Source organism: Chromohalobacter sp. HP20-39, assembly GCF_033052815.1.
GTDB lineage: Bacteria > Pseudomonadota > Gammaproteobacteria > Pseudomonadales > Halomonadaceae > Chromohalobacter.
The window spans coordinates 112774-130319 of record NZ_JAWHTP010000004.1; the positions used below are offsets into that span (position 1 = coordinate 112774).

The window sequence follows — 17546 nt, forward strand, 5'->3', positions numbered from 1 at the left end:
GGGTGGCCTCGTTGCGTTAAGGCCGATGACAAGGCGTGACGCATTTGGAATTTTCCTCGTCGCTTCCAAGCGTCGGCGGTCTCGGGGACGGGGCTAAGCTGGCCGCATGACGCCATCCCCGGGAGCGAGACCCATGACCGCGCAAGCGCTGCACGACGACGCCATCGTTATCGATGGCCTGATCATCGCCAAATGGAACCGTGAACTGCTCGAAGACATGCGTCGGGGCGGTTTGACCGCCGCCAACTGTACCGTCTCGGTGTGGGAAGGGTTTCAAGCCACCGTCGACAACATCGTCCAGACCAATGCACTACTTGCGGCGTGCGATGATCTGGTGCGACCCGTGCACACCACCGTCGATATCACCCGCGCCAAGGAAGAAGGCAAGACCGGCATTATCTACGGCTTCCAGAACGCCCACGCCTTCGAGGATCAGATCGGTTACGTCGAGGTCTTCAAGCGCCTTGGCGTGGGTATCGTGCAGATGTGCTACAACACCCAGAATCTGGTCGGCACCGGCTGTTACGAGCGCGACGGCGGGCTTTCCGGCTTCGGTCGCGAGATCGTCGCCGAGATGAATCGCGTGGGTGTGATGTGCGACTTGTCCCACGTCGGCGAGACCACCTCCCGCGACGTCATCGAGACGTCTGAGAAGCCGGTCTGCTACTCCCATTGCCTGCCGTCCGGCCTCAAGGAACACCCCCGCAACAAGTCCGACGCCGAGTTGCGCTTCATCGCCGAGAATGGCGGTTTCGTCGGCGTGACCATGTTCACCCCCTTCCTGCGTGCAGGTGTCGACGCCACTGTCGACGACTACGTCGAAGCCATCGAATACGTGATGAACATCGTCGGCGAGGACGCCATCGGTATCGGCACCGATTTCACCCAGGGGCAGGATCAAGCCTTCTTCGAGTGGCTGACCCACGACAAGGGCTACGCCCGGCGCCTGACTAACTTCGGCACCATCATCAACCCCGAGGGCATTCGCACCATCGGCGAGTTCGGCAACCTCACCGAGGCGCTCTTGCGACGCGGCATGAGCGAGCGACAGGTGCGCAAGATCATGGGTGAGAACTGGATGCGAGTGTTGAAAGAGGTCTGGGGAGAATAAGTCACGAGCGGCGAGCCACGGGCCGCGAGCCATCATGCCGCTCGAAGCTCGAAGCTCGAAGCTCGAAGCCGCGCCAGGGCCATAACAATCAGCAAGATTTGAGGAATACGACCGTGACCAAGATGCCTCCCGAATTGCCCATCGAGGTGGATAGCGAGACCGGCGTGTGGACGACCGATGCGCTGCCCATGCTCTATGTGCCGCGCCATTTTTTCGTCAACAACCACGTCGCCGTGGAGCAGGCGCTAGGCATCGAGACCTACGCCGAGATTCTTTACCAGGCCGGTTACAAGAGTGCCTGGCACTGGTGCGAGAAAGAAGCCGAATGCCATGGCCTGGAAGGCGTGGATGTCTTCGAACATTACATGAAGCGGCTCTCGCAACGGGGCTGGGGGCGCTTCTTCACCGAAGCGTTCGATCTCGATGCGGGCAACGCCCGCGTACGCCTGGAAGATAGCGCCTTCGTCTATCAGCAGGGCAAGGTCGGCCACAAGGTGGATTACATGTTCACTGGCTGGTTCGCCGGGGCGATGGATCAGATTCTCGCCGCGCAAGGCAGTGAATTGCGCACCGTCGCCGAGCAGACCCAAAGCGCCGCCGAGCCGGGCTGCGATGTCGGCTACTTCCAGGTCACGCCCCGCTCCCCAACTGCCGGCTGAGGTTTCCACGATGGCATTCGACGCACTTTTCCAACCCATCGAAATCGGCAAGCTGACCATTCGTAACCGCGTGGTCAGCACCGCTCATGCCGAGGTTCATGCCACCGATGGCGGCATGACCACCGATCGCTACGTCAAATACTACGAAGAAAAGGCCAAAGGCGGCGTGGGCCTTTCTATCTGCGGCGGCTCGTCGCCGGTGTCGATCGACAGCCCCCAGCCCTGGTGGAGTTCGGTGAATCTGACCACCGACCGCATCATTCCGCATTTCCAGAACCTCTCGGCTGCCGTTCACAAGCACGGCGGCAAGATCATGATCCAGATCACCCACATGGGGCGTCGCTCGCGGTGGGATGGTCACGATTGGCCGGTGCTGCTGTCGCCCTCGGGAATTCGTGAGCCAGTGCATCGCTCGACCTGCAAGACCATCGAAGAAGAAGACATCTGGCGGATCATCGACGATTTCGCCCAGGGCGCGCGGCGTGCGAAAGAAGGCGGTCTGGACGGCGTCGAGCTGTCCGCCGTGCACCAGCATCTGATCGACCAGTTCTGGAGCCCGCGCGTCAACAAGCGTACCGATGAATGGGGTGGCAGCTTCGAGGGCCGCATGCGCTTCGGCATGGAAGTGCTCAAGGCGGTACGTGCCGAGGTCGGCGACGATTTCGTGGTTGGCATGCGCATCTGTGGCGACGAGTTTCACCCGGATGGCCTGACCCACGATGATATGAAGGACATCGCCGCCTACTACGATGCTACCGGTCAGATCGACTTCTTCGGCGTGGTGGGGTCGGGCTGCGATACTCACGACACCCTGGCCAACGTGATCCCCAACATGGCCTACCCGCCGGAGCCGTTCCTGCACCTGGCGGCGGGTATCAAGGAGGTGGTCGGCGCGCCGGTGATCCACGCCCAGAACATCAAAGATCCCACTCAGGCCAACCGTATTCTCGAAGGCGGTCATGTCGACATGGTGGGCATGACCCGGGCACACATCGCTGACCCGCACCTGATCGCCAAGGTCCAGATGGGACAGACCGACCGGATCAAGCAGTGCGTGGGCGCCAACTACTGCATCGATCGCCAGTACCAGGGCCTCGACGTGTTGTGCATCCAGAATGCGGCGACCTCCCGCGAATACATGGGCCTACCGCACGAGATCGAGAAAAGCGCCGGCCCTCAGCGGCGCGTGGTGGTCGTAGGCGGCGGTCCGGGGGGCATGGAAGCGGCACGCGTCGCCGCCGAACGCGGCCACGCGGTGACGCTCTTCGAAGGTGCCGAAGCGTTAGGAGGGCAGGTTACGCTGGCCGCCAAGGCGCCGCAGCGCGATCAGATCGCCGGCATTACGCGCTGGTTTCAGCTCGAACTGACGAGGCTCAAGGTCGATGTCCGCCTGGGTGTGCACGCCGACGAGGCGACGATCAATGATCTGCGTCCCGATATCGTCGTCCTCGCCACTGGCGGCCAGCCGTTTCTGACCCAGGTACCGGAATGGGGGTATGCACAAGATCGCGACGAAAGCTTGGTCGTCAGCGCTTGGGATGTCCTCGGTGGTGACGTGGCGCCGGGCAACAACGTGCTGGTCTACGACACCATCTGCGAATTCACCGGGGTCTCGGTGGCCGACTACCTGGCCGACAAAGGCGCCCAGGTGGAGATCGTCACCGATGACACCAAGCCCGGGAGCGCGGTCGGCGGCACGACCTTCCCGACCTACTACCGTAGCCTTTACGAGAAGGAGGTCATCATGACCTCGGACCTGGCGCTGCATAAGGTCTATCGCGAGGGCACGTCGCTGGTGGCGGTGCTGGAGAACGAATACACCGGCGTCCAGGAAGAGCGCGTGGTCGATCAGGTAGTGGTCGAAAATGGCGTGCGCCCGGATGAATCGCTTTATTACACGCTCAAGGAGCGCTCGCGCAATCACGGACAACTCGATCTCGAAGCGCTCTACGCCGCCGCGCCGCAACCCAGCCTGGCGACGCTGGACGACGACGCACAATCCGGCTTCCTGCTATTCCGAGTGGGCGACTGCACGGCGCCGCGCAATACGCATGCGGCGATCTATGATGCCCTGCGGATCTGCAAGGATTTCTGAAGGCGCTTCGAGTCAGCCACGAGCTTCGGGCAACGAGCCGCGAGCAACACTGTAGCTCGAAGCCCGCAGCTCGTAGCTCGTAGCCCCAAAGTGAGGTGGTTAATATGCTCGATATCCTCTTGCCGATACTGCTCTTCGCTGCCTTGGCATTGGCGGCGCTCGGCGCCTGGCGGCGTGTGCGCCTGTGGCGTCGGGGACGAGCGTCGCAGGTATCTATCTTCCGCGGCTTGATCGCGATGCCACGCCGTTATCTGGTCGACCTGCACCATGTGGTGGCGCGCGACAAGGTGATGGCCAACACCCACGTGGCTACTGCCGGCGGTTTCGTCGCCGCGATGGGGCTGGCGATCGTCGTCCATGGCCTGGGCCTCGGCTCTGGCTGGGTTAGCGGCGTCTTGGGCTGGTTGCTGCTGGCGGCGAGCGCGACGATGTTCGCAGGCAGCCTGTTCGTTGCCCGGCGTCGGCGCGATCCACCGGCGCGCCTGTCGAAGGGCCCCTGGATGCGTCTGCCCAAGAGTCTGATGGCTTTCTCGCTGGGCATCTTCGTGGTGACCCTGCCGGCGGTGGACATGCTGCCCGCCGACGCTGGTGGCTGGTTGGTCGCACTGGTGCTGGCCGCCGTGGTGGCCTGGGGACTGGCGGAAATGGTGGTAGGCATGACCTGGGGCGGGCCGATGAAGCATGCCTTCGCCGGTGCCTTGCATCTGGCCTTTCATCGCCGTCCCGAGCGCTTTTCCGATACGCAACACGGTGGCTATCCACCCACCGGTCTCAAGGCGCTCGATCTCGACGATACCGAGGCGCCATTGGGTGTTGGCCAGCCCACCGATTTCACCTGGAACCAGTTGCTGGGCTTCGATGCCTGCGTGCAATGCGGGCGCTGTGAAGCGGTCTGCCCGGCCTTCGCCGCGGGTCAGCCGCTCAATCCCAAGAAGCTTATTCAGGACATGGTGGTGGGCATGGCCGGGGGCAGCGACGCCCAATATGCCGGTTCTCCCTACCCGTCACCCGAGCTCGGAGACAAGCCGGTCGGCGAGCACCAGGGCTCACCGCATGGTCCTATCGTCTCGCCGGCTTCCACAAAAGATGGCAAGGCGTTGGTCGATGCCGAGACGCTGTGGTCCTGCACCACCTGCCGTGCCTGTGTCGAGGAATGCCCGATGATGATCGAGCACGTCGATGCCATCGTCGACATGCGCCGTCATCTGACCCTCGAAGAAGGCGCGACCCCCGGCAAGGGCGCCGAGGTGATCGACAATCTAATTGCCACCGACAACCCTGGCGGTTTCGATCCCGGCGGGCGGCTCAACTGGGCGGCGGATCTCGAGCTACCGTTGATGGCCGACGTCGAGCGTGCCGAGGTGTTGCTGTGGTTGGGTGACGGCGTCTTCGATATGCGTAACCAACGCACGTTGCGTGCCCTGGTCAAGGTGTTGCGTGCTGCCGATGTCGATTTCGCCGTGCTTGGCAATGAAGAGCGTGATAGTGGCGATGTGGCGCGCCGTCTCGGGGATGAGGCAACCTTCCAGTCGCTGGCGCGGCGCAACATCGCCACGCTTTCCCAGTATCGCTTCGGTTGTGTCGTCACCTGCGATCCGCACAGCTTTCACGTGCTCAAGAATGAATACGGTGCCTTCTATCCAGAAGGGCAGGAAGCGGGCTACCCGGTCTGGCATCACAGCACTTTCATCAATCAGTTGATCGAGGCGGGTCGGTTGCGACTAGCGCCGGGTCAAGCGGCGCGCGTGACCTATCACGACCCTTGCTACCTGGGCCGCTACAACGGTGAATACGAAGCACCTCGCGCGGTGCTGCAAGCGCTGGGTGTCGAGCTGGTCGAGATGCAGCGCTCGGGCTATCGCTCGCGTTGCTGTGGCGGCGGTGGCGGGGCGTCGGTCACCGATGTTCCCGGCAAGCAACGTATCCCTGACATGCGCATGGGTGACGTGCGCGAGACCCAGGCCGAGCAGGTCGTGGTGGGTTGCCCACAATGCACGGCCATGTTCGAAGGTGTCGTCCCACCAGCGGGCGACGAAGAGGTCGCGGTCAAGGACATTGCCGAGATGGTCGCCACCGCACTGGATACCACGCCGGAGGCACCGCTTGCGCCGCGTGATGCCTCGACTGCGCAGGCCACCGAGGAGGTCATGTCATGAGCGATCTTCCGCGTCGCGATCCCCGCCAGGAATGGATCGCCCGCAATCGTCTGCATCCGCGCCATGCTGAAGTCCTCCTGGCGACGGGCCAGGGGGCGACCAGTGAATGGAGGGGTCCGAATGGTCTCGTGCGCAAGAATCCGCATGCGGTGGGCTTCGTCGGCCCCAATGGCGTGAAGCGTATCGACCGCAGCGGCACACAACAGGGCGCGGGTAGTGGCGGTGCGGCGACACCGCCTGCCGAGCGCAAGCCGTTGGTCGAGATCGAAGCGCCGGACTTCATGATCGCCGTGGTGCCGGACATGGCCGGCGGCCGCTTGAGCGGGCATGACCGGGATCTGCTTGGCCTGGCGCGCCAGCTCGCCGATGCCGATCCTGCCGCTCGGGGCGCGGTGGTGGCCGTGGTGTTCGGTCCCCACAAGGAGGCGAACTTCGGTGAAGCGGGTATCGACCGACTGCTGCATCTCGATTCACCGGAAGTTGCGGGCTATGCCCCCGAGACGTGCCTGGGAGCGCTGGTCATGGCCGAGGAGGCCTGGGCACCACGTCATTGGCTGCTGCCGGATTCCAAGTTGGGCGGCGGCGAGCTGGGACGGCGTTTGGCGGTGCGTCTCGGCGAGCGACCGGCGACAGGCGTCTGGCAGGTCGACGCAGATGCCGAGGCTGTCATGGGCTGGCATTGCACGGCGCGGGGCGCGGCGGGGTCGCTTGACATTCGGCGCCCATTGCCGCGAATCGCCCTGGCCTTGGCCGAATGTGCTGAGCCGGTCAGCGAGACGCGTCACGCTGCCGCCGAACTGGTCTTGCCTCAGCCGTTGCCGTCGACCTTGTCGCGTATCCAGGATCTCGGTCAGGTGAGTGTCGACCCGTCTGGCGTGGCGCTGTCCGAGGCGGAGTTCATTCTCTCCGCCGGCAATGGCGTCAAGGACTGGCCAGGCTTCCATCATGCCGCCGAGGTGTTGGGGGCTACCGAAGGCGCCTCACGTGTGGCGGTGGATGATGGTTTCATGGCCCGTGACCGTCAGGTAGGCGCCACCGGCACCTGGGTGACGGCACGGGTCTATGTGGCCGTGGGCATCAGCGGTGCCATCCAACATCTACAGGGTATTCAGACCTGCGACAAGGTGGTGGCGATCAACATGGACCCTGGGTGTGACATGATCAAACGCGCCGATCTCGCGGTGATCGGGGACTCGACTCAAATACTCGAGGCGCTGGTCGCCCTGGTGGCACAGGCACGAGAGGAGAAGCGCGATGCAGCCTGAATCCGCCATGACGCCAGGACTCGAAGTGACGGTGCTGGTTTCCGTCGGCCGTCACCCGCTGACTGGTCGGACGCGGCGTGCCGACCAGGATGCCCGGGGTGTGGAGCTGGCGCGCTCCCTGGGGGATGCCCAGGTGCGTCTGCTGCATGCCGGCCTGCAGGATGAGAGCAGCGAAGCGGCATTGCGCGGCTATCTGGGCATGGGCTTCACCGAATTGTCGCTACTCGAGCAGCCCGAGGGCGCCGATGTGCTGCCTGCGCTTGCCGAGGCCCTGGATGCGACGTCGCCGCACCTGGTGATTGCCGGCGAACGTGCCGAACGGGGCGAAGGATCGGGGCTGTTGCCCTATCTGCTTGCCGAACGCCTTGGCTGGCCTCTGGTGAGTGGCCTGGCGGCGGTGGAAAGCGTCGAGGACGGTGTGGCGACCTTGCTCCAGGCCCTGCCGCGAGGTCAGCGGCGGCGACTCAAGGTTCGCCTGCCGGCCATCGTTACCGTCGACGATGCGGCCCCCACGCCGCGCCAGAGCGCCTACGGGCCGGCCCGACGCGGCGCGTTCGAGATGACGACAGGGCCGGTGAGCGATGATGAAGAGTGGGCTGCATGGCAAGTGCAACCCGCGCGCCAGCGTCCCAAACGCCTCAAGATCGTCAAGGCCGCCTCGGCACGGGACCGCTTCAAGGCCGCCGCCGCCAAGTCCGAAGGTGGCGGCGGGCAGGTGCTGACGGACGTGACCCCGACCCAGGGCGCCGAGGCGATCCTCACGCTACTGCGTGAAGAAGACGTATTGCGGTGAGGGACTCGTTGTTGAGAGGGCTGGGGAAGCCATCGGTGTAAACGCATGTGGGGCGCTTTGCGCGTATTTTCCGTCGCCTTATGGCAAAGCTTTGCAGCGAAGTAGCGCAGAGTAGGAGAATCGCAAATAATCGATGGAGTCCTCGCATGCGCAAGATGTCATTTCGTTCTTCGCTCACCTTGTTGCCGTTGGCGTGGCTTGCTGCCGGACCGGCACAAGCCGATCTCGACACCGTGCGCTTCGGAGTACCGCCGTGGCCGGGGGTAACGGTCAAGTCGGAGGTCGCGTCACAACTTCTCGGTGCCATGGGGTATCGCACCGAGCAAAGCGAGCTGGCGGTGGGCGTCATTCTCAATGGCTTGACCAGCGACGACCTCGACGTCTATCTCGGTGGCTGGTATCCCATCGAAGAGGAAATGATCGAACCGCTGGTCGCCGATGACAAAGTCGTCAAGCTCGCGAAAAACATCGATGACGCCAACTCGGGGCTGGTGGTACCGGAATATGTCCACGAGGCGGGCGTCGACAGCGTCGCCGATCTCGATCGATACCGGGAGCGGTTCGATGGCGAGATTCAAGGTATTGAAGCTGGCACTGGCATCAACGACGCCATTCTGGCCGCCATCGACGAGAATAAAGCAGGACTCGGCGACTGGGAGCTGCGCGAGAGTTCGACCTCGGCGATGCTTGCCTACGCCGAGCAGAAGATCGCCAACCGAGAGTGGGTGACGTTCGTCGGTTGGGAACCGCACTGGATGAACGTCAGCTACGATCTTTATTACCTGAAGGATGCCGACAATAGCGGCGTTGCCGATATCAAGAGCACGGTCTGGACCGTGGTGCCGGCCGGTCTAAAAGCGGAAGATGCCAACCTCTATCGTTTCCTGTCGCAGTATCGGGTCGCGATCGAGGATCAGAACGCGTGGATCTACGAGTACAGCTATGAGGAGCGACCCGCCGACGAAGTCGCCAGCGAGTGGATCCGCAACCACTACGATACCGTGGCGCAGTGGCTGGAGGGTGTGACCACCAAGGCGGGTGAACCGGCCATCGACGCGGTCAAGGCACAGCTAGGAAACTGACGGTCGCGCGACGTTTCAGGCGTCGCCAAGGCGAGTGTGCATCGCCTGACAGAAATCCTGCCAGGCGGCGGCCATGTCGGGCAGTTCGGCGTGGCCGTGCAGTGCCGAATGAACCATGTTCGGCGCGCATCGGTAGCCGACCGAGGCGCCGGCCGCACGCCAGCGTTCGATGGCCTGCTCCAGCGGCCGCGTCAGTGGGTCGTGCTCCACTGCCAACGCTTCGATGCGCATGGCGGGCGGGGTATGTGGGTCGAGCTGGGGCACGTCGTGGGCGGCCATCTCCCACAACGAGAGAATATCCGCGCGCGACAGTAGCGGTGCGTCCGAGCCAAGAGTCTCGGCTGTCGGCGTGCCTACCACCGGATAGATCACGCCCAGGAGTCCCGACCACTGGCTCGCGCCCGTGATGTCGAGTGCCAGTCGACCGCCGGCGCTGTCACCGATCACGGCGGCGGGCGCGAGCGCCTCCACCACCATGCGGCAATCGTCCAGCGCTTCACCGTAGTGCGCTTCCGGCAGTAAGCGGTATTCAACGCTGATGACTTCGCGTTCGAGCCGCTCGGCGAGATCGGCGGTGATCCCGTGGTGGCTCTTCGCCGATCCCAGGTTCCAACCACCGCCATGCACATAGACGAGGCACTCGCCCATGGTCTGTGCCGGCAGGAAGCGGCGTACGGCGACACCGGCTACAACGTCGTCGCTGACCTGCATGCCTTCCGGATCGGCCGGACGATATTCGGCATGCAGGGCTTCATAGAGGCGTCTACGTTCGCTGAGCGGGGCATCGGCGTGATCGTCGATCGGCGCCAGGCGTTGAATGAACGACTCGATCTGCATTCGAAAGCTCCTCCTATATCTCAACTCATGCTATCCCTGACCGAGGTTTCTTTTCCATGTGCTCGGGCAGGCCGCTGACCAGGAAGATGCTGACCACACCGCCGCCCAGGGCGATCCACAGTGGCGCGGCGGGCGCCCAAATCGCGGCGACCGGCCCTAGCAGCATTACGCCGAGGGCCGCCAGCGCGTTGGCCAGGCCCAGCGCCATGCCCGATCCCAGCGAACGATTCTCGGGCAGGATATCCTGGGCGATGAGGATGCCCAGCGGCAAGGTCGCGAACAGGCTGATGCCCAGCACGCCGAGCACGATCCATAGCCAGATGCCTTCGGCCAACAGGAAAGCTGCCAGCATGATGACCGAGACGCTCATGGCGACGCTCAATACCGGGCGGCGACCGAAGCGATCCGAGAGCCGCCCGCCGCCGAGGTTGCCGATTACACCGACGACCATCAGGACGCTGATGAAACTGGCGCCGGTGGTCAGGTCGCCGCCGCCCTGGGCCCACATCAGTGGCACATAGGTCACTACCGAGAGAATCATCAGCGAGCGCAGCGTGGAAAACGCCACCAGCCGCGATAACGGGCCGGCATGCAGACGCCAGGCGATAGGGGTGGCATCCGCAGCGCGTGGCGGCAGACGCGGCGCCCAGTGCAGCATGAACGGCAGTGTGACGAGTGCGGGCAGGGCGAGCAGCCACAGGTAACCCAGGCCCCACTGCACCACCACCCAGCTCGCCAGAGCCGGCCATACGCCGCGACCTACCTCACCGCCGACCATGAAGATCGACATCGCGGTCCCCGGGCGCTCGCCACCCAGACGACGAATGCCGGCCAGTGCCTGGGGGTGGAAGAAGGCGTTGGAGATTCCAATCAACAGCAGGATGCCGAGCAGAGGCCAGAAACCCGAGGCAAAGCCTACCAGGGCGCCGCCCAGCGACGAACCGGCGAGCCCCAGGGCGACCATGACACGACCACCGACACGGTCGGCGAAAATCCCCACCAGTGGTTGCAGTGCCTGGCCCATCAACAAGGCCGCCATGATCGTACCCGCCAGTGCCACGGATAGATTGAGCGAGATTAGAATCGCCGGCAGCACGCCCGGTAGATAATTGGCGGCGCCGTCGTTGAGAAAATGCGCCCAGCTCATGCCGGTCAGGCGAGCGGGGTAGGATTGGGAACGAGATGAGGCGGTGGCGGTCGAGGCCTCCATGGTGAGCTCCGGTGGCGTGTGGGCGGTGGATACGCTTCGGGGTAGGGCGTATTTCGATCACTGCTTGAATAGCATGCCCCTGGAGCCGGAACAAGTCGCGCTTATGGTAAGGGCGCGAACGGTAAGCGAGGCCGCGGTTGGCACGGCAATGTCTCTTTTGAGCATGGCGATGACTCGCTGGGAACAGTACGTGCCGACAAGAGGGCTATGGTCGAAGAGTGGCGTTGACGCCACGACGCCTCTCACTACGAAACCAAAGGACAATAGCCATGAGTGCAGCCAACCGCGGCGTGATCTACATGGGCGCCGGCCATGTCGAGGTCCAACCGATTCCTTTTCCCGAACTGGCGCTGGGCAATCGCAAATGCGAGCACGGCGTGATTCTCAAGGTCATCACCACCAACATCTGTGGCAGCGACCAGCACATGGTACGCGGACGCACCACCGCACCCAGCGGCATGGTACTCGGGCACGAAATCACCGGCGAAGTCGTCGAGTGCGGGCGTGACGTCGAGTTCATCGGCGTCGGCGATGTCGTCTCGGTGCCCTTCAACATCGCCTGCGGGCGTTGCCGCAACTGCAAGGAAGGCCAGACCGGCATCTGCCTCAACGTCAATCCCGCGCGTCCGGGTGCCGCCTATGGTTATGTCGACATGGGCGGCTGGGTCGGTGGCCAGACCGAATACGTCATGGTGCCCTATGCGGACTTCAATCTGTTGAAGTTCCCCGACCGCGATATCGCCATGGACAAGATCCGCGACCTGACGTTGCTCTCCGATATCTTCCCCACCGGCTTCCACGGCTGTGCCACCGCCGGCGTCGGTCCCGGCAGCACCGTCTACATCGCCGGGGCCGGTCCGGTCGGCCTGGCGGCAGCGGTTTCCGCTCAACTGTTGGGTGCCGCCTGCGTCATCGTCGGCGATATGAACCCGCAGCGTCTCGGTCAGGCCGAAAGCTTCGGCTGCGAGACCCTGGACCTGCGCCAGGACACGCCGATGGCGGACATGCTGGAACCCATCCTCGGCGCACGTGAAGTGGACAGCGCGGTGGATGCAGTGGGCTTCGAAGCACGTTGCCACGGCCACAACCACGCGCATGAGCAGCCTGCCACGGTGCTCAATGCCTGCATGGACGTCACTCGGGCAGGCGGTCAGATCGGCATCCCCGGGCTTTACGTCACCGAAGACCCCGGCGCCGAGAGCCAGGAAGCCCAACATGGCAACCTCTCGATGCGTCTCGGTCAGGGCTGGGCCAAGTCACATTCCTTCCATACCGGCCAGTGCCCGGTGATGAAGTACCACCGGCAACTGATGCAGGCGATTCTGTTTGACAAGGTGAATATCGCCGATGCGGTCAATGTCGAGGTCATCTCCCTGGACGAAGCACCGCGCGGCTACGCGGACTTCGACGGTGGCGTGGCCAAGAAATTCGTCATCGATCCGCACGGCAGCGTGGCCGCCTGAGTGGCATTGAATGGCCCCGGCACGAGACCGGGGCTAACATGCAACGAATACCTGTCTCAGGACAGGCCGATCTCCGGGGCTGTTCTCCATGGCGGTCCGTACCGCCGACCAGCTCGCTCCCGGGCAAGTCAGTGCCTACCGATAATAATGAGCACGCCATGACCGTCGAGACTCACACTCCCAAGCGTCGTTTCCGCGGCAAGCTCCGTGGTCGTGATCTGCCCCCCGTCGCCCTGGCGGCGCTTCGCCAGCTCCTCGGCGATGAGCGCGAGGACGGCGAACGGCGCCGCCGCGACCTCCTGATCGAGCATCTACATACCCTCCAGGATGCCCATGGATACTTATCGCTGGTGACGCTCCGAGCGCTGGCCGCCTACATGAACTTGCCCATGGCAGCGGTTTACGAGACGGCGACCTTTTATGCCCACTTCGATGTGGTCCACGACGACCAGGCGCCACCGCCCGAGGTGACGGTGCGGGTTTGCGATTCGCTTTCCTGCCGGCTGGCCGGCGCCGCAGCCCTCAAGGAGGAACTGACGGCCGGGGTCGATCCAGAGGCAGTCAAGGTGGTACGTGCCCCCTGTATGGGCCGCTGTGACACCGCGCCGGTGGTGGAGGTGGGGCATCACCATGTACTTTTCGCCACACACGAAGGGGTGGAATCGGTGATCGATACCGGCCACTACCATCCCGAGGCGATTCTCTGGCAACGCCTGGCGGATTATCGTGCCGAAGGCGGCTATGGGTTGCTTGCCGACTGCCACGCGGGACGCATCACGGTCGAGGCGCTGATGCAGACGCTGGAAGCCGCCAACTTGCGTGGCCTGGGCGGGGCCGGCTTCCCGACCTTCAAGAAATGGTATTTCGTGCGCCAGGAGACAGGCCCACGTTACTGCGCCATCAACGCCGACGAGGGCGAGCCCGGTACCTTCAAGGACCGCGTCTATCTGGAGCGCTCACCGCATCGCTTCCTCGAAGGGGCCCTGGTCAGCGCCTGGGCGGTGGAGGCCGAGGCGCTCTACATCTATCTACGCGACGAGTACCCGGGCCTTCATCGAGTACTGCGCGAGGCCATCGCCGAGCTCGAGGACGCTGGCCTGGTGGCGCCGGGCTATATCGTGATGCGCCGTGGCGCCGGTGCCTATATTTGCGGCGAGGAGTCAGCGATGATCGAGTCGCTGGAGGGTAAGCCCGGCAAGCCTCGTCATCGTCCTCCCTTCGTCGCCCAGAAGGGGCTCTTCGATCGCCCCACCCTGGTCAACAACGTGGAGACTGTCTATTGGATCCCGTTGATGTGGGAGAAGGGCGCCGACTGGTTTGCCAGCCAGGGCCGCCATGGCCGTGTGGGACTGCGCAGCTTCTCGGTCTCCGGCCGGGTCAAGCACCCCGGGGTTCATCTGGCCCCGGCGGGCATCACCCTCAATGAGTTGATCGATGAGTACTGCGGCGGCATGGCCGAGGGTCACCGCTTGGCCGCCTACCTGCCCGGCGGCGCCTCCGGCGGGATTCTTCCGGCGAGCAAGGCCGATATTCCGCTGGACTTCGATACTCTCCAGGCGGACGGCTGCTTCATCGGCTCGGCGGCGGTGATCGTGCTGTCCGACCAGGACGATCTGCGCGGCGTGGCCACCAACCTGTTGGCCTTTTTCGCCGACGAGTCATGCGGCCAGTGCACTCCTTGTCGGGTGGGCACCGAGAAAATGCTGACGCTGCTCGAGGGCGACGAATGGGACGCTGCGACCCTGACGCGCCTCTCCCAGGTGATGATGGATGCCTCCATCTGCGGCCTCGGCCAGGCGGCCCCCAACCCGGTACTGGGGCTGCTCAAGGATTTCCGCGGCGAACTCGCCGCCCAGAACGTAATCATCAAGGGATAAGGGAGACAGAGCATGAGCGAACAGAGCTCAAACGAAAGCTTCACCCTGACCCTGGATGGCGTGACAGTGAGCGCCAATGCAGGGGAGACCCTCTGGCAGGTGGCCAAGCGTGCCGGCGATACCATTCCGCATCTGTGTTTCAAGGACGCCAGCGGTTACCGCGCCGACGGCAACTGCCGCGCCTGCATGGTGGAAGTCGAGGGCGAACGCGCCCTGGCCGCCAGTTGCCTACGCGAGGCGGTCCCTGACATGGTGGTCCATAGCGCCGGCTCCGAGCGGGCCCGCACGGCCCGGGAAGGTGTCATGGAACTGCTGCTCGCCGACCAGCCGGCGCGCGATGATAGTCCCGACCGCTCGAGTCACTTCTGGGCCATGGCCGATCAGTTGGCCATCGATGCTTCTGCGGTGCGCCAGCGGCTACCGGCGCGGGCCGACCGCGCGTCGTCGACCGTGCACCATGTGAACCTTCCCGAACATTCCCTCAGGGCCTCATCGGCCCATGACGCCAGCCATTCGGCGATGAACGTCAATCTAGACGCCTGCATCGAGTGCAATCTCTGCGTGCGTGCCTGTCGCGAGGTGCAGGGCAATGACGTCATTGGATTGGCCCATCGCGGCGGCGCCTCCAAGATCGTCTTCGACTTCGACGATCCCATGGGTGAGAGCACCTGCGTGGCCTGCGGCGAGTGCGTCCAGGCCTGCCCGACCGGGGCGTTGATGCCGGCGACCCTGGTCGACGAGGCGGGACGTGGCGATTCAGCGGTGGCCGACCGTACCGTCGACTCCGTCTGTCCCTACTGCGGGGTGGGCTGCCAGCTCACCTACCATGTCAAGGACGACGCGATTCTCTTCGTTGAGGGGCGCGAGGGACCTTCCAATCAGAACCGCCTGTGCGTCAAGGGCCGCTTCGGCTTCGACTATCCGCGCCATCCGTCGCGGCTCACCACGCCGTTGATCCGTCGTTCCGGGGTGGCCAAGGGGCTCGATCCCGACTTCGACCCTGCTCAGCCGCTGACCCATTTCCGCGAGGCCAGTTGGGAAGAGGCGCTGGATCTGGCCGCCGGGGGGCTTGCCGATCTCAAGGCAAATCATGGCTCCGACGCCCTGGCCGGTTTCGGCAGCGCTAAATGCTCCAACGAGGAAGCCTGGCTGTTCCAGAAACTGGTGCGTACCGGCTTCGGTTCCAACCATGTCGATCACTGCACCCGACTCTGTCACGCAAGCTCGGTGGCCGCGCTCATGGAATGCATCGGCTCGGGGGCGGTGACGGCTTCCTTCATGCAGGCGCTCGAGGCCGAGGTCGTGATCCTCACCGGCTGCAATCCGGCGATCAACCACCCGGTGGCGGCCACCTACTTCAAGCAGGCGGCCAGGAACGGCACCAAGCTGATCATCCTCGACCCTCGTGGCCAGTCGCTGGACGCCTACGCCCACCGCAGCGTGCGCTTTACCCCTGGCGGCGATGTCTCGTTCTACAATGCCTTGCTCAACGTCATCATCAGTGAAGAGCTTTTCGATCAGGCCTATATCGATGCCCACACCGAGGGTTTCGAAGCACTCAAGACGCATGTGCGTGACATGACGCCCGAGGCGATGTCATCCGCCTGTGGTGTCGAGCCCGAGCAGATTCGCGAGATCGCGCGGCTCTATGCACAGGCCGAGCGGGCGATGATCTTCTGGGGCATGGGCATCTCCCAGCACGTGCATGGCACCGACAACGCCCGTTGTCTGATCTCGCTGGCATTGGCCTGCGGTCAGATCGGCCGCCCCGGTACCGGCCTGCATCCGCTGCGCGGTCAGAACAACGTGCAGGGCGCCTCCGATGCCGGCCTGATCCCCATGGTGCTGCCCGATTACCAGCCGGTGGGCGACGCCCAGGTGCGCAGTGCCTTCGAGGAGCTATGGAACACGCCGCTGAACGAAACGCCGGGACTCACCGTGGTCGAGATCATGAATGCTATCTCGGATGGCAGCATCAAGGGGATGTACATTCTCGGCGAGAATCCCGCGATGTCAGACCCCGATCTTGATCACGCACGCAAGGCGCTGGCCAAGCTCGAGCATGTTGTAGTGCAGGATCTGTTCGTCACCGAGACCGCGCAGTTCGCCGATGTGATCCTGCCGGCCTCGAGCTGGCCGGAAAAGGACGGCAGCGTGACCAATACCAACCGCCAGGTGCAACTCGGCCGTGCTGCCGTGCCGCTGCCCGGTGGGGCCAAGCCCGATTGGTGGATCATCCAGGCGCTTGCCAATCGCCTGGGGCTGGGCTGGGAGTACACGCATCCGCGTGAGGTGTTCGCCGAAATGAAGCAGGGCATGGCCTCGTTCGACCATATCTCCTGGGAGCGTCTCGAGCGAGAAAGCTCGGTGACCTATCCCTGTCCCGCCGAGGACGCTCCCGGTGCCGATGTGGTGTTCTCCGACGCCTTCCCCACCGCGAGCGGACGCGCGACGTTCACACCGACCCGGCCATTGCCGCCGGATGAATCCATCGATGACGACTATCCCACGGTGTTGATCACCGGCCGACAGCTTGAACACTGGCACACCGGCTCCATGACCCGGCGTACCCGGGTACTCGATGACCTCGAGCCCGAAGCGGTGGCAAGCCTCGCCCCGTCGGAGCTGGGCCGCCTGCGATTGTCACCGGGCGAGCCGGTCACCATCACCACCCGCCGCGGCAGTATCACCCTGAAGACACGTGCCGACCCATTGATGCAGCAAGGCATGGTGTTCGTGCCTTTCTGCTATCTGGAAGCGGCGGCCAATATCCTGACCAACCCGGCGCTTGACCCTTTCGGCAAGATTCCCGAGTTCAAGTATGCCGCCAGCCGGTTGCATCGCGCCGAGGTGGCGACGGTGCTTGATGGCTGATCCGAGTCGGTGTGTCGCAAACGCATCCGGCCGTGACGTTTGCAAGCACTCCGCCCGAGGGGCGACAGGGCTACCATCGCGGCATGTAAAGACACGTCGTCGTGCCAGTCCAGAGCACGGGGGC

Annotated in this window: 12 protein-coding genes; 10 read left to right on the forward strand and 2 right to left on the reverse strand. The window is 64.0% G+C overall.

Annotation, left to right across the window (positions count from 1 at the left end; all coding sequences use genetic code 11):
- The first annotated feature begins 133 nt into the window (after positions 1-133).
- The 7 genes from RVY79_RS10110 to RVY79_RS10140 all read left to right on the forward strand — a co-directional run bounded on the left by RVY79_RS10110 (position 134) and on the right by RVY79_RS10140 (position 9161).
- Positions 134-1111 (forward strand): dipeptidase, encoded by a 978-nt coding sequence (locus RVY79_RS10110; RefSeq protein WP_317464006.1) that lies wholly within the window; start codon positions 134-136, stop codon positions 1109-1111.
- Positions 1112-1224: 113 nt separating this feature from the next.
- Positions 1225-1770, forward strand: a complete 546-nt coding sequence (locus tag RVY79_RS10115; RefSeq protein WP_317464007.1) for a DUF5943 domain-containing protein — start codon at positions 1225-1227, stop codon at positions 1768-1770.
- 10 nt (positions 1771-1780) lie between these two features.
- Positions 1781-3865 carry a dimethylglycine demethylation protein DgcA gene (gene dgcA, locus RVY79_RS10120; RefSeq protein ID WP_317464008.1) on the forward strand — a complete coding sequence of 695 codons (2085 nt, stop codon included), beginning with the start codon at positions 1781-1783 and terminating at the stop codon, positions 3863-3865.
- A 104-nt stretch (positions 3866-3969) separates the two neighbouring features.
- Complete coding sequence (locus RVY79_RS10125) at positions 3970-6021, forward strand: (Fe-S)-binding protein (RefSeq protein ID WP_317464009.1); 2052 nt, start codon at positions 3970-3972, stop codon at positions 6019-6021.
- Positions 6018-7286 (forward strand): electron transfer flavoprotein subunit alpha/FixB family protein, encoded by a 1269-nt coding sequence (locus RVY79_RS10130; RefSeq protein WP_317464010.1) that lies wholly within the window; start codon positions 6018-6020, stop codon positions 7284-7286. The genes RVY79_RS10125 and RVY79_RS10130 overlap by 4 nt, the downstream gene beginning before the upstream one ends.
- Entirely contained in the window at positions 7276-8079 is an 804-nt protein-coding gene (locus RVY79_RS10135) for an electron transfer flavoprotein subunit beta (protein ID WP_317464011.1), read from the forward strand. Before RVY79_RS10130 ends, RVY79_RS10135 begins: the two co-directional genes overlap by 11 nt.
- A gap of 155 nt (positions 8080-8234) precedes the next feature.
- Complete coding sequence (locus RVY79_RS10140) at positions 8235-9161, forward strand: ABC transporter substrate-binding protein (RefSeq protein WP_411161726.1); 927 nt, start codon at positions 8235-8237, stop codon at positions 9159-9161.
- Between the two features lie 15 nt (positions 9162-9176).
- Here RVY79_RS10140 and RVY79_RS10145 read toward each other — a convergent pair whose 3' ends face one another.
- Together RVY79_RS10145 and RVY79_RS10150 are read right to left on the reverse strand one after the other, a co-directional pair.
- A complete protein-coding gene (locus RVY79_RS10145; protein WP_317464013.1) occupies positions 9177-9998 on the reverse strand; it encodes an alpha/beta hydrolase fold domain-containing protein in 822 nt (273 codons plus the stop codon).
- Between the two features lie 25 nt (positions 9999-10023).
- The gene (locus RVY79_RS10150) at positions 10024-11208 is read right to left on the reverse strand and encodes an MFS transporter (protein WP_317464014.1); all 1185 of its coding nucleotides are present in this window, start codon (positions 11206-11208) and stop codon (positions 10024-10026) included.
- A 269-nt stretch (positions 11209-11477) separates the two neighbouring features.
- On the opposite strand from RVY79_RS10150, the gene fdhA reads away from it, so the two are divergent.
- The 3 genes from fdhA (at position 11478) to fdhF (ending at position 17422) form a co-directional block, all read left to right on the forward strand.
- Positions 11478-12671, forward strand: a complete 1194-nt coding sequence (gene fdhA / locus RVY79_RS10155) for a formaldehyde dehydrogenase, glutathione-independent (protein ID WP_317464015.1) — start codon at positions 11478-11480, stop codon at positions 12669-12671.
- 158 nt (positions 12672-12829) lie between these two features.
- The gene (locus RVY79_RS10160; protein ID WP_317464016.1) at positions 12830-14548 is read left to right on the forward strand and encodes an NAD(P)H-dependent oxidoreductase subunit E; all 1719 of its coding nucleotides are present in this window, start codon (positions 12830-12832) and stop codon (positions 14546-14548) included.
- A gap of 12 nt (positions 14549-14560) precedes the next feature.
- The gene (gene fdhF, locus RVY79_RS10165) at positions 14561-17422 is read left to right on the forward strand and encodes a formate dehydrogenase subunit alpha (RefSeq protein WP_317464017.1); all 2862 of its coding nucleotides are present in this window, start codon (positions 14561-14563) and stop codon (positions 17420-17422) included.
- Positions 17423-17546 lie beyond the last annotated feature (124 nt).